12 protein-coding genes are annotated in these 13,303 nt (G+C 69.7%); 11 read left to right on the forward strand and 1 reads right to left on the reverse strand.

Annotation, left to right across the window (positions count from 1 at the left end; all coding sequences use genetic code 11):
• The first annotated feature begins 97 nt into the window (after window positions 1-97).
• The 8 genes from CA983_RS01240 to pssA all read left to right on the forward strand — a co-directional run bounded on the left by CA983_RS01240 (window position 98) and on the right by pssA (window position 9,014).
• Complete coding sequence (locus CA983_RS01240; protein WP_244206554.1) at window positions 98-907, forward strand: TetR family transcriptional regulator; 810 nt, start codon at window positions 98-100, stop codon at window positions 905-907.
• A 378-nt stretch (window positions 908-1,285) separates the two neighbouring features.
• On the forward strand, window positions 1,286-2,629 hold the full coding sequence (gene ccrA, locus CA983_RS01245) for a crotonyl-CoA carboxylase/reductase (RefSeq protein WP_086598984.1): 1,344 nt from the start codon (window positions 1,286-1,288) through the stop codon (window positions 2,627-2,629).
• 10 nt (window positions 2,630-2,639) lie between these two features.
• Entirely contained in the window at window positions 2,640-4,667 is a 2,028-nt protein-coding gene (locus CA983_RS01250) for a protein meaA (protein WP_086598985.1), read from the forward strand.
• On the forward strand, window positions 4,664-5,626 hold the full coding sequence (locus tag CA983_RS01255; RefSeq protein ID WP_086598986.1) for an HpcH/HpaI aldolase/citrate lyase family protein: 963 nt from the start codon (window positions 4,664-4,666) through the stop codon (window positions 5,624-5,626). Before CA983_RS01250 ends, CA983_RS01255 begins: the two co-directional genes overlap by 4 nt.
• A gap of 5 nt (window positions 5,627-5,631) precedes the next feature.
• Window positions 5,632-6,144 (forward strand): MaoC family dehydratase, encoded by a 513-nt coding sequence (locus CA983_RS01260; protein ID WP_030948303.1) that lies wholly within the window; start codon window positions 5,632-5,634, stop codon window positions 6,142-6,144.
• A 2-nt stretch (window positions 6,145-6,146) separates the two neighbouring features.
• Window positions 6,147-7,352: an acyl-CoA dehydrogenase family protein gene (locus CA983_RS01265; protein ID WP_086598987.1), complete on the forward strand. Its 1,206-nt coding sequence runs from the start codon at window positions 6,147-6,149 to the stop codon at window positions 7,350-7,352.
• A 170-nt stretch (window positions 7,353-7,522) separates the two neighbouring features.
• Window positions 7,523-8,179, forward strand: coding sequence for a phosphatidylserine decarboxylase (locus CA983_RS01270; RefSeq protein WP_086598988.1), 657 nt, complete (start codon window positions 7,523-7,525; stop codon window positions 8,177-8,179).
• Window positions 8,166-9,014 carry a CDP-diacylglycerol--serine O-phosphatidyltransferase gene (gene pssA, locus CA983_RS01275; protein WP_086598989.1) on the forward strand — a complete coding sequence of 283 codons (849 nt, stop codon included), beginning with the start codon at window positions 8,166-8,168 and terminating at the stop codon, window positions 9,012-9,014. The genes CA983_RS01270 and pssA overlap by 14 nt, the downstream gene beginning before the upstream one ends.
• A gap of 173 nt (window positions 9,015-9,187) precedes the next feature.
• Here the strand turns inward: pssA and CA983_RS01280 are convergent, their stop codons facing one another.
• The gene (locus tag CA983_RS01280; RefSeq protein ID WP_086598990.1) at window positions 9,188-10,306 is read right to left on the reverse strand and encodes a glycerate kinase family protein; all 1,119 of its coding nucleotides are present in this window, start codon (window positions 10,304-10,306) and stop codon (window positions 9,188-9,190) included.
• A 264-nt stretch (window positions 10,307-10,570) separates the two neighbouring features.
• On the opposite strand from CA983_RS01280, the gene CA983_RS01285 reads away from it, so the two are divergent.
• The 3 genes from CA983_RS01285 (at window position 10,571) to CA983_RS01295 (ending at window position 13,264) form a co-directional block, all read left to right on the forward strand.
• The gene (locus CA983_RS01285) at window positions 10,571-11,644 is read left to right on the forward strand and encodes an ADP-ribosylglycohydrolase family protein (protein WP_086598991.1); all 1,074 of its coding nucleotides are present in this window, start codon (window positions 10,571-10,573) and stop codon (window positions 11,642-11,644) included.
• Between the two features lie 288 nt (window positions 11,645-11,932).
• Window positions 11,933-12,427: an NUDIX domain-containing protein gene (locus CA983_RS01290; protein WP_086598992.1), complete on the forward strand. Its 495-nt coding sequence runs from the start codon at window positions 11,933-11,935 to the stop codon at window positions 12,425-12,427.
• 81 nt (window positions 12,428-12,508) lie between these two features.
• Window positions 12,509-13,264 (forward strand): SIR2 family NAD-dependent protein deacylase, encoded by a 756-nt coding sequence (locus CA983_RS01295; protein WP_086598993.1) that lies wholly within the window; start codon window positions 12,509-12,511, stop codon window positions 13,262-13,264.
• Window positions 13,265-13,303 lie beyond the last annotated feature (39 nt).

Genomic DNA, 13,303 nt, shown 5'->3' on the forward strand with positions numbered 1-13,303 from the left:
CGGCCTGCTCGGCCCGGACCGGTTCCCCCCGTCCTCGGACGGCGGCGGAGAACCAGGTCATGCGCAGCGAGCTGCGCACATGCAGTACGTTCGGGGCATGTCCCAGCCCGCCAAGTCCTCACGTACATCGGCTACGACCGACGCGCCGGAAAGTGCCGCAGGCTCTCGCGCCGCCGCCCAGCGGCTGAAGATGCGCCGGGAACTGGCGGCCGCCGCGATGGAGCTGTTCGCGACCAAGGGGTACGAGGCGACCACCGTCGACGAGATCGCGGCCCAGGCCGGGGTCGCCCGCCGCACGTTCTTCCGCCACTTCCGCTCCAAGGAAGAGGCGATCTTCCCCGACCACGACGACACCCTGGTCCGGGCCGAGGCGGTGCTCAACGCCGCGCCCGCGCACGAGCATCCGCTCGACACGGTGTGCCGCGGCATCAAGGAAGTCATGAGGATGTACGCGGCCCGTCCGGAGATCTCGGTCGCCCGCTACAAGCTGACGCGCGAGGTGCCCACCCTGCGCGAGGCGGAGATCGCGTCGGTGGCCCGCTACGAGCGCCTGTTCACCCGCTATCTCCTCGGCCACTTCGACGAGCGCGCGCACGCCGACGACGCCAACGACGACCCGCTGCTCGCGGAGGTCGCCGCGTCCGCCGTGGTCACCGCCCACAACCACGTCCTGCGGCGCTGGCTGCGGGCGGGCGGGCAGGGGGACGTGGAGGCGCAGCTGGACCACGCCTTCGCGATCGTGCGCAAGACGTTCGGCACGGGCATCGGGGCCGGGCGCTCCACGGAGCCGCAGCCGGCCGCGGCCACGGCCTCGGCGCAGGGCGAGGTACTGGTGACCGTCGCCCGCACCGACGCCCCGCTGGACGAGGTCATGCGGACGATCGAGCAGGCGCTGAAGGAGCGCTGAGCCACTCCGCCTCTGTGATGACGGCCACCCCACCGGGTGGCCGTTTTGGCGTGTCAGGACCCCTTTTCAGCGCGTTCCATAGCACCATTCGATCGATCATCGCTCATTTGTTACGTAAAGATTTCATGTGAGAGGAAGTTCTGGCACTCAGTGCCTTGCGGGGTGACACGCGGTGTCATACGTTGAAGAGGTCCGGGCGATGTCCCAGCAAGCCCAGCGCCTGCCCGTCCGGACGCCTGCGTCACAGGCAACCTCCCGCGCCACCAGCGCTGCCGAACAGCACCACCGCCGAACCGACGGCACACCCTCGACCCTCAGCAGCACCGACGTAACCATCGGCGCCCCTCCCTCAGGGCGCTCACCGCCGGAGGCAACACCGTGACCGTTAAGGACATCCTGGCCGCGATCCAGTCGCCCGACTCCACGTCGGAGGACTTCGCCGCCCTCCCGCTCCCCGAGTCGTACCGCGCGATCACCGTGCACAAGGACGAGACGGAGATGTTCGCCGGGCTCGCCACCCGCGACAAGGACCCCCGCAAGTCGATCCACCTGGACGAGGTGCCGCTGCCCGAGCTGGGCCCGGGCGAGGCCCTGGTGGCCGTCATGGCCTCCTCGGTCAACTACAACTCGGTGTGGACGTCGATCTTCGAGCCGCTGTCGACGTTCGGCTTCCTGGAGCGCTACGGCCGCACCAGCGAGCTGGCCAAGCGCCACGACCTGCCGTACCACATCATCGGCTCCGACCTGGCGGGCGTCGTCCTGCGCACCGGCCCGGGCGTCAACGCCTGGCGGCCCGGTGACGAGGTCGTCGCGCACTGCCTGTCCGTCGAGCTGGAATCCTCGGACGGCCACAACGACACGATGCTCGACCCCGAGCAGCGCATCTGGGGCTTCGAGACCAACTTCGGCGGCCTCGCCGAGATCGCGCTGGTCAAGTCCAACCAGCTGATGCCCAAGCCGGACCACCTGAGCTGGGAGGAGGCCGCCGCCCCGGGCCTGGTCAACTCCACCGCCTACCGCCAGCTGGTCTCCCGCAACGGCGCCGGCATGAAGCAGGGCGACAACGTGCTCATCTGGGGCGCGAGCGGCGGACTCGGCTCCTACGCCACCCAGTTCGCGCTGGCCGGCGGCGCCAACCCGATCTGTGTCGTGTCCTCGCCGCAGAAGGCGGAGATCTGCCGGTCCATGGGCGCCGAGGCGATCATCGACCGCAACGCCGAGGGCTACAAGTTCTGGAAGGACGAGCACACCCAGGACCCGAAGGAGTGGAAGCGCTTCGGCAAGCGCATCCGCGAGCTCACCGGCGGGGAGGACATCGACATCGTCTTCGAGCACCCCGGCCGCGAGACCTTCGGCGCCAGCGTCTTCGTCACCCGCAAGGGCGGCACCATCACCACCTGCGCCTCCACCTCGGGCTACATGCACGAGTACGACAACCGCTACCTGTGGATGTCGCTGAAGCGCATCATCGGCTCCCACTTCGCCAACTACCGCGAGGCCTGGGAGGCCAACCGGCTCATCGCGAAGGGCAAGATCCACCCGACCCTGTCGAAGGTGTACTCCCTTCAGGACACCGGCCAGGCCGCCTACGACGTGCACCGCAACCTGCACCAGGGCAAGGTCGGCGTGCTGTGCATGGCCCCCGAGGAGGGCCTGGGCGTGCGCGACCACGCCAAGCGCGCCGAGCACATCGACGCCATCAACCGCTTCCGGAACATCTGAGGGCTGCTGGATGACAGAGCGTCAGAAGGACCGTCCGTGGCTCATGCGGACCTACGCCGGTCACTCCACGGCCGAGGCGTCCAACGAGCTGTACCGGCGCAACCTCGCCAAGGGCCAGACAGGTCTGTCGGTGGCGTTCGACCTGCCGACGCAGACCGGCTACGACTCCGACCACATCCTCGCCCGCGGCGAGGTCGGCCGGGTCGGCGTGCCGATCGCGCACGTCGGTGACATGCGCCGGCTGTTCCAGGACATCCCCCTGGAGCAGATGAACACCTCGATGACCATCAACGCCACGGCCATGTGGCTGCTGGCGCTCTACCAGGTCGTCGCCGAGGAGCAGGGTGCGGACATCACCCAGCTCCAGGGCACGACCCAGAACGACATCGTCAAGGAGTACCTGTCCCGCGGCACGCACGTGTTCCCGCCGGTGCCGTCGCTCCGGCTGACGACGGACATGATCGCGTACACGGTCTCCCACATGCCGAAGTGGAACCCGATCAACATCTGCAGCTACCACCTGCAGGAGGCGGGCGCCACGCCGGTCCAGGAGATCGCGTACGCGATGTCCACCGCGATCGCCGTTCTCGACGCCGTGCGCGACTCGGGGCAGGTGCCGCAGGAGCGCATGGGTGACGTCGTCGGCCGGATCTCCTTCTTCGTGAACGCGGGCGTCCGCTTCATCGAGGAGATGTGCAAGATGCGCGCCTTCGGCCGCATCTGGGACAGGATCACCCGCGAGCGGTACGGCATCGAGAACCCCAAGCACCGCCGCTTCCGCTACGGCGTCCAGGTCAACTCCCTGGGCCTGACGGAGGCGCAGCCGGAGAACAACGTCCAGCGGATCGTCCTGGAGATGCTGGCCGTGACGCTCTCCAAGGACGCACGCGCGCGTGCCGTGCAGCTCCCCGCCTGGAACGAGGCGCTGGGCCTGCCCCGCCCCTGGGACCAGCAGTGGTCGCTGCGCATCCAGCAGGTGCTGGCGTACGAGAGCGATCTGCTGGAGTACGAGGACATCTTCGAGGGCTCGAAGGTCATCGAGGCGAAGGTGGAGGAACTGGTCGAGGCCGCGTCCGCGGAGATCGACCGCATCCAGGAGATGGGCGGCGCGATGGCCGCCGTCGAGTCCGGCTACCTCAAGTCGCAACTGGTCGCCTCGCACGCGGAGCGCCGGGGCCGGATCGAGTCCGGCCAGGAGAAGATCATCGGTGTCAACGCCTTCGAGGGCACCGAGCCGAACCCGCTGACCGCCGACCTGGACACCGCGATACAGACGGTCGACCCGGAGGTCGAGGCCCGCGTCATCGCCGCGCTCCAGCAGTGGCGCGACAACCGCTACCAGCCGCCCTTCAACCACCCGCGCCCCTGCAAGGCGCTGGAGCGGCTGAAGGAGGCCGCCCGGGGCACCGAGAACCTCATGGAGGCCACCCTGGAGTGCGCCCGCGCCGGGGTCACGACCGGCGAGTGGGCCGGGGCCCTGCGCGAGGTGTTCGGCGAGTTCAGGGCGCCCACGGGTGTCTCGTCGGCACCGGTGGCCGTCCCCGCCGAGGAGGGCAGCACGCTGCACCGGGTCCGCCGCATGGTGGATCTGACGGCCAAGGAGCTGGGCGTGGGCAAGCTGCGCTTCCTGGTCGGCAAGCCCGGCCTGGACGGGCACTCCAACGGCGCCGAGCAGATCGCCGTGCGCGCGCGTGACGCCGGCTTCGAGGTGGTCTACCAGGGCATCCGGCTGACGCCCGAACAGATCGTGGACGCGGCCCTCGCGGAGGACGTGCACGCGGTCGGCCTGTCCATCCTGTCCGGCTCGCACGCCCAGCTGGTGCCGGACGTGCTCGAACGGCTGCGTGTGGCCGGTGCCACAGACATCCCGGTGATCGCCGGTGGCATCATCCCGAACGGGGATGCCGAGCAGCTCAGGGCAGCCGGAGTGGCCGCGGTCTTCACCCCGAAGGACTTCGACATCACCGGAATCATCGGCCGCATCGTCGACGAGATCCGGAAAGCGAACAAGCTCGACCCCCTGGAGGTCTCCGCATGACCACGGTCAACCGCCTTCGCCCCCGGCGTTCCTGCCTGGCGGTACCGGGCTCGAACCCCCGCTTCCTGGAGAAGGCGCAGGGCCTCCCCGCCGACCAGGTCTTCCTCGACCTGGAGGACGCGTGCGCCCCGCTCGCGAAGCCCGAGGCGCGGCACACCATCGTCAAGTTCCTCAACGAGGGCGACTGGACGGGCAAGACGCGGGTCGTGCGCGTCAACGACTGGACGACCGAGTGGACGTACCGCGACGTCGTGACGGTGGTCGAGGGCGCCGGCCAGAACCTCGACTGCATCATGCTGCCGAAGGTGCAGGACGCCCAGCAGATCGTGGCCCTCGACCTGCTGCTGACGCAGATCGAGAAGACCATGGGCTTCGAGGTCGGCAAGATCGGCATCGAGGCGCAGATCGAGAACGCCCAGGGCCTGAACAACGTCAACGAGATCGCGCAGGCTTCCCAGCGCGTCGAGACGATCATCTTCGGCCCGGCCGACTTCATGGCCTCGATCAACATGAAGTCGCTGGTCGTGGGCGAGCAGCCGCCCGGCTACCCGGCGGACGCCTACCACTACATCCTGATGAAGATCCTGATGGCCGCCCGCGCCAACAACCTCCAGGCGATCGACGGCCCCTACCTCCAGATCCGCAACATCGACGGCTACCGCGAGGTCGCCCAGCGCGCCGCCGCCCTCGGCTTCGACGGCAAGTGGGTGCTGCACCCGGGTCAGGTCGAGGCGTCCAACGAGATCTTCTCGCCGTCCCAGGAGGACTACGACCACGCCGAGCTGATCCTGGACGCGTACGACTACTACACGTCCGAGGCGGGCGGCAAGAAGGGCTCGGCGATGCTCGGCGACGAGATGATCGACGAGGCCAGCCGCAAGATGGCCCTGGTCATCGCGGGCAAGGGCCGCGCCGCCGGGATGCGGCGCACCAGCACGTTCGAGATCCCGGAGGCCTGAGCGCGATGCAGTTCGGACGCACCTACGAGGAGTTCGAGGTCGGGGCGACGTACAAGCACTGGCCGGGCAAGACGGTCACGGAGTACGACGACCACCTGTTCTGTCTCCTCACCATGAACCACCACCCGCTCCACATGGACACGAACTATGCGGAGAAGACGACGGACTTCGGCAAGAACGTCGTCGTGGGTAACTACATCTACTCGCTCCTGCTCGGCATGTCCGTGCCGGACATCTCCGGCAAGGCGATCGCCAACCTGGAGATCGAGTCGCTCAAGCACGTGGCACCGACCTTCCACGGCGACACGATCTACGGCCAGACGACCGTGCTCGACAAGTGGCCGTCGAAGTCGAAGAACGACCGCGGCATCGTCTACGTCGAGACCAAGGGCTACAAGCAGGACGGCACGCTGGTCTGCGTGTTCCGCCGCAAGGTGATGGTGCCGACCGAGACGTACATCAAGGAGCGCGGCGGCGAGCAGCCCGGCCGCCCCGAGCTCAAGGAGCAGGAGAAGTAGCCATGGCGCGACTCGCCCAGACCGCCGGTCTGACGGACATCCAGCAGGAGATCCTGTCCACCGTCCGCGACTTCGTGGACAAGGAGATCCTCCCGGTCGCGACCGAGCTGGAGCACCGCGACGAATACCCTCAGCAGATCGTCGACGGCCTCAAGGAGCTGGGCCTGTTCGGCCTGATGATCCCCGAGGAGTACGGGGGTCTGGGCGAGTCGCTCCTGACGTACGCGCTGTGCGTGGAGGAGATCGCCCGGGGCTGGATGTCGGTGTCCGGCATCATCAACACGCACTTCATCGTGGCGTACATGCTCAAGCAGCACGGCACGCAGGAGCAGAAGGACCACTTCCTTCCGAGGATGGCGGCCGGCGACATCCGCGGCGCCTTCTCGATGTCGGAGCCGGGCCTCGGCTCGGACGTGTCAGCGATCACGTCGAAGGCGGTGAAGGACGGCGACGAGTACGTTCTGAACGGCCAGAAGATGTGGCTGACCAACGGCGGGACGTCGTCTCTGGTGGCCGTTCTGGTCCGAAGTGACGAAGGTCACCCCGAGGGCACCGCGCCCCACAAGTCGATGACGACCTTCCTGGTCGAGAAGGAGCCGGGCTTCGGCGAGGTCCGCCCCGGCCTCACCATCCCCGGCAAGATCGACAAGATGGGCTACAAGGGTGTCGACACCACCGAGCTCATCATGGATGGCCTGCGGATTCCCGCCGACCGAGTGCTCGGCGGGGCCACCGGCCGGGGCTTCTACCAGATGATGGACGGCGTGGAGGTCGGCCGCGTCAACGTGGCGGCACGTGGCTGTGGTGTCGCTCAGCGTGCGTTCGAGCTGGGCGTCCAGTACGCGCAGCAGCGTCACACCTTCGGGAAGCCGATCGCCCAGCACCAGGCGATCCAGTTCAAGCTGGCCGAGATGGCTACCAAGGTCGAGGCCGCGCATGCGATGATGGTCAACGCAGCTCGCAAAAAGGACTCCGGGGAACGAAACGACCTTGAAGCCGGTATGGCGAAGTATCTCGCTTCCGAATACTGCAAGGAGGTCGTGGAGGACGCCTTCCGGATCCACGGCGGCTACGGCTTCTCCAAGGAGTACGAGATCGAGCGCCTCTACCGTGAGGCACCGATGCTGCTGATCGGTGAAGGTACCGCCGAGATCCAGAAAATGATCATCGGTCGGCGACTGCTCGAGGAGTATCGATTCCAGGGCTAGATGTCCGGATACGGGGTGTTTTCTTGGAGAAGAAGATCACACCTCGTCAGCACTCTTGGGCCGCCGACTCGGCTTCCTGGCTTACCCAGTTAGGGCCCCGAGCCGCTACGATCGCCGGAAAGCCGCCGTCCCCCGTCAGAGTGCGGCATCATCCGCTACGAAGGTCATCCATGCCCCACAGCCAAACCTCTGCATCTCGCGACAGCCGGGCCGGCGTACGCCTCGCGCGCGGAGCATCGCCGTGGCTCCTGCCGACCGTCGCCACCGCAGCCCTCAGCCTGGCCCGTGCCCGCCGCTCCGGCGCCGCCAGGGCCGTCGCCGTTCCCGCCACCGCGCTCGCGGCGGGAATGCTGTGGTTCTTCCGCGACCCCGAGCGCGAGATCGGCGAGGGCCGGGTCATCTCGCCCGCCGACGGTGTGGTGCAGAGCATCATGCCGTGGAAGGACGGCCGCACCCGCGTCGCGATCTTCATGAGCCCGCTCAACGTCCACGTCAACCGCGCGCCGCTGGCCGGCACGGTGACGTCGGTCGAGCACGTGCCCGGTGGCTTCGTTCCCGCCTTCAACAAGGAGAGCGAGAACAACGAGCGCGTGGTGTGGCACTTCGACACCGAGCTCGGTGACATCGAGATGGTGCAGATCGCCGGCGCGGTCGCGCGGCGGATCGTCCCGTACATCCCGCAGGGCACCAAGGTCGAGCAGGGCGACCGCATCGGCCTGATCCGCTTCGGATCGCGCGTTGACATCTACCTTCCGGAAGGTGTCGACGTCGCTGTCGAGGTTGGTCAGACCACGACCGCGGGGGTGACTCGAATTGACCGTGATTGATCCCGACACACAGGCCACGAACTGGGTCGCCGAGGACGAGGACGACGCGGAAGAACTGCCGCTGTCTCTCCGGCTGTCGATAGCGGACACGCTCACGCTCGGTAACGCGACGTGCGGCTTCATGGCGGTGTACTTCACCACCACCGGCATCCTCATCCCGCACCTCTCGGGTGATGCTTCGGGCATGGCCCGCAACAGCGCGGCCACGGCCGTGATACTGATGCTGTGCGCGGCTGTCTTCGACCTGTTCGACGGCCTCGTCGCCCGCAAGCTGCGGTCGTCGCCGATGGGCGCGGAGCTGGACAATCTCTCCGATCTGATCAGCTTCGGTCTGGCGCCCGCGTACTTCGTGCTCGTGTACGGCATGGTCGCGAGGGACGCGCACGAGCGGGTCGCGGCGGTGGGCGCGATCGTTGTGCTGTTGGCGGTGGTGCTGCGGCTTGCCCGCTTCTCGTGCGTCACCGTGAAGGACGGCACGTTCCAGGGCATGCCCTCACCGTTCGGTGCACTCACGGTCGTCTCGATCGTGCTGCTGGAGCTGCCGTTCGAGGCGACACTGCTGGCGGTCGTCGGTACCGCCTGGCTGATGGTGAGCCGGGTCGAATACCCGAAGCCGCGGGGCATCCTCGCGGTGGCGGTGCTCTGCTGGATCGTGTCGGCCATGGGCATGCTGGCGGCGTGGGCGTTCGACGCGCCGGGCGGCCAGGTGCTGCTGCAGATGGGCTGCGCGCTGCAGATCGTGATGGCGGCGACGATCCCGCTGTTCGCCACGGCGCGCCGGGTGAACACCTTCCGTGACAACCGCAGGGAAGCGCGGGCGGCGCAGCTTCCGTAATGCCGTAGCGGCTTGTTCTTGGCTTGGGCCCCGGACCGGATTTCGGTTCGGGGCCCTTGCTTGTGCCGGTGCTCGTGCCTGTCTTGCGGCCGGGCAGGAGGCGCGGGCCGGGCGGCCTCAGCCGATTCGGCGTTCGAGGTCGAGGCCGGGACAGCCGGGCGAAAGAGCCCCGCTCAGGTCAGGAAGTCCCGCCCGATCCGCTCCGCCACCCGTTCCAGGATCGGCCCGGCCTCCGCGATGCACTTCGCCACGTCCGGCTCCGCGTCCGTCAGAGGGTAGGCCCGGCGGATTCCGGCACGGCCCAGGGCCTCCGGAGGGAGGGCGAGACGGCCGCAGACCGCTACGACCTCCTTGCCGGCCGCGCGGGCCGCCGCGGCGACGCCCGCCGGGGCCTTGCCGTGGAGGGTCTGCTCGTCGAGGGAGCCCTCGCCGGTGATCACCAGGTCGGCGCGGTCCAGGGCGGGGGCGAAGCCCAGGACGTCGAGCATGACCTCGATGCCGGGGCGGAAACGGGCGCCGAGGAGCAGCGCGCCGTAGCCGATGCCGCCCGCCGCGCCCGCGCCGGGCGAGGCGGCGTACCGGGCGGCCTTCGGTCCGGCCGACTCCTCCAGCACCTTCGCGAAGTGCGCGAGGGCGGCGTCCAGGGCCGCCACGTCGTCCGGCGAGGCGCCCTTCTGCGGGCCGTAGACCGCGGGCGCGCCCTTCGGGCCGGTCAGGGGGTTGTCGACGTCGCTCGCGAGGACCAGTTCGATGTCGGTGAGGCGGGGGTCGAGGCCGGACAGGTCGGCGGTGGCCAGACCGGCCAGGCCGCCGCCGCCCGGGGGTACCGGTTCGCCGTCCGGGTCCAGGAAGCGCGCGCCCAGCGCGGACAGCATTCCGGCGCCGCCGTCCGTGGTGGCGCTGCCGCCGACCCCGAAGACGATCGTGCGGGCGCCCGCGTGCAGCGCGGCCCGCAGCAGCTCGCCGGAGCCGTAGGTGGACGCCGTGAGCGGTGCGAAGACCCCGGCGGGCAGCCGCTGGAGGCCGCTCGCCTCGGCCATCTCCACGACCGCGGTGCCGTCGCGCAGCGCGAACGCCGCCGTCACCTCGTCGCCGAGCGGGCCGGCGACCCGTACCTCCCGGCGCTCGAACCCGGCCGCGACCGCCGCGGCCACGGTTCCGTCACCGCCGTCGGCCACGGGCAGCGCCTCGACCTCGACGTCCGGCACGGCCCGGCGCAGCCCGGCCGTCACCCGCTCGGCGACCTCCACGGCCGTCAGCGACCCCTTGAACTTGTCCGCGGCGACGAGCACCCGCTGTGTCTTCCGGGCATCGCTCACTGCTGCGTCCGCCACTTGCACTCCCCTTGCTCTCCGGGCCCTCACGCACGTCAAGGCCAGTCGCGCCGCTGTGACCTTAACCGGAGGACGCCTCGGCCGTCAGCTTCTGCCCACCCCCTGAAACGGCGCGCCCAAGGGGCGCGGGGAACTGCGCGACCGGCCACGACGCACCGGCAGCCGCGAGCACGCCGCAGTCCCCCGCCCCTCAGGCGTGCCGAAAACGGGTAGACGATAACCATGCCCCCTGCGCACACCCAGACAGACCTCGCCAACCGCATCCTCGGCGGCTGGCTGGGCCGCATCGCGGGCAACATGCTCGGCAAACCGGTCGAGCAGGGCGAGGTCTGGACGCGCGACCGCATCGACCGCTACCTGCGGCAGGCCGCCGCACTGCCGCTGACCGACTACCTGCCCGAGCCGATCAGCGAACACGACGGGTTCGAGCTGCGGCCCGAGTGGCGCCAGTGCGTGCGCGGCCGCATCCACGGCAGTTGCCGGGACGACGACGTCGACTACGCGATCCTCGGCCTGGACCTGCTGGAGACCCACGGCTTCGGCTTCAGCACCGAGCAGGTCGGAGACCTGTGGCTGCTGCGGCTGCCGTATCTCCAGACGTTCACCGCCGAGCGGGCCGCGTACCGCAACCTCGCGAACGGGCTGAAGCCGCCGCTGACGGCGACGTACGACAACCCGTACCAGGAGTGGATCGGGGCGCTGATCAGGGCCGACATCCACGGCTGGACCTGCCCGGGCGCGCCGCGCCGGGCCGCCTCGCTGGCCCGGCGGGACGCGGTGCTGTCGCACACCGGCAACGGGGTCTACGGGGCGATGTGGGCGGCGGCGCTGATCGCGGCGGCGTTCACGGCGCCCACGGTGCGGCACGCGGTCGACGAGGCCCTGGCCGTGATCCCGGCGAGCAGCCGCCTGGCCCGCACGGTGCGCCGGGTGGCCTCCCTGCACGACACCCGGATGTCCTGGGAGGACACGCTCACCACGGTCACCGAGGAGACCACTGGGATGGGCTGGATCCACACCGTCCCGAACGCCGCCGTCCTCACCGCCGGCCTGCTCTACGGCGACGGCGACTTCACCCGCACCATCACCCTGACCGTCCGGGGCGGCCTGGACACCGACTCCAACGGCGCGACGGCGGGTTCGGTGGCGGGTGTGTTCGGCGGGGCCGCGGCCATCCCGGAGCAGTGGAAGGCGCCGCTGGAGGACACGGTCCGCAGCGCGGTGTTCGGCTTCGACGGGGTGCGGATCAGCGAGCTGGCGGAGCGGACGGTGCGGCTGGTCGAACGGGACGACTGACCGGATCGAACCGGCCATTTACCGGCCGAGCGGGGTGGCCGGCCCGTTCTTCCGCTTCGCGCCACGGGCGCTGCGAACGCTCAGTAGCGGCCGCTGCCGCTGAGTGCACAGGACCGTTCCGCTTGAAAGCGCTTCCATCCTGCTCTTTTCCGGCCACTTGTCCGTGATCCGGCTATATCGATCAAACCGCCAAGATGGGCTCGTCCTCCAGCAGCCTCTACATCAACTACAAGTCCAGCTACGTCTTCCCCTGCGGCTGAGCCGTCATCGGGTGGTTACCCTGCCCCAATGACCACCTCTTCTGACTTCGCCTCCTACATCGCGTCCCTGCCCCGCGTCCTGGCCGGCGCCGCCGCGCTGTTCCGGGACGGCGAGGGCCGGGTGCTGCTCGTCGAGCCCAACTACCGGGAGGGCTGGGCACTGCCCGGCGGCACGATCGAGTCCGACGACGGCGAGACCCCGCGGCAGGGCGCGCGGCGCGAGACGGCCGAGGAGATCGGGCTGGACCGGGAGCTCGGCCGGCTGCTGGCGGTGGACTGGGTGCACGGCACGGGGCGTCCGCCGCTGGTGGCGTATCTGTACGACGGCGGGGTGCTCGACGAGGACGAGTTCAAGGCGATCCGCCTCCAGGAGGAGGAACTGCTGTCCTGGCGGCTGGTCCCGCGCAAGGAGCTGCCCGAGTATCTGCCGGGCGCCCTCGGCCGCCGTGTCCTGGCCGCCCTGGACGTGCTGGCGGACGGCTCGGGCACGGCGGAGCTGGAGAACGGGCACCGGGTGTCCTGACCGGCTCCGGCCGTTCACCCGCCGGTGTCCCGTGCGATAACCGCTCGCCGCTGTCGTACGGCCCGGCCTACCCTCGGTGCCATGGCCAAGCCCCTCGTCGCGCTCCTCACCGGCGCCGGTATCAGCACGGACTCCGGGATCCCGGACTACCGCGGGCCGAACGGGCTCTGGCGGCGGGATCCGGAGGCCGAGAAGCTCGTCACGTACGAGTACTACATGGCCGACCCGGAGATCCGCCGCCGCTCCTGGCAGATGCGGCGCGAGAACCGGACGCTTCAGGCGGAGCCCAACGCCGCGCACCGGGCGGTGGCCGAACTGGAGCGGTCCGGGGTGCCCGTCCGGGTGATCACGCAGAACGTGGACGGGCTGCACCAGCTCGCCGGGATGCCCGCCCGCAAGGTCCTCGAACTGCACGGCACGGCACGGAGTTTCGTCTGTACCGGCTGCCACGCCCGCGGCTCGATGGAGGACGCGCTGGCACGGGTCGACGCCGGGGAGGACGACCCGCCGTGCCTGGAGTGCGGCGGTGTCCTGAAGACGGCGACGGTGATGTTCGGCGAGCGGCTCGATCCCGTCGTCCTCGGCGAGGCGGTCGCCATCAGCAAGGCCTGCGAGGTGTTCGTCGCCGTCGGCACGAGCCTCCAGGTCCAGCCCGCCGCCGGCCTCGCCGGTGTCGCCGCCGACCACGGCGCCCGGCTCGTCATCGTCAACGCCGAGCCCACGCCGTACGACGACCGTGCCGACGAGATCGTCCGCGAACCCATCGGCACGGCGCTGCCGGAGCTGTTGCGCGGCCTCACGGCCGAGGCGCGGCCCGCAGATCCTCCAGGCGCGTGAGCGCGTCGCGGGCCTGCTCGCGCTCGGCTTCCGTGAGGT

This window comes from Streptomyces swartbergensis (assembly GCF_002148965.1).
Taxonomy (GTDB): domain Bacteria; phylum Actinomycetota; class Actinomycetes; order Streptomycetales; family Streptomycetaceae; genus Streptomyces; species Streptomyces swartbergensis.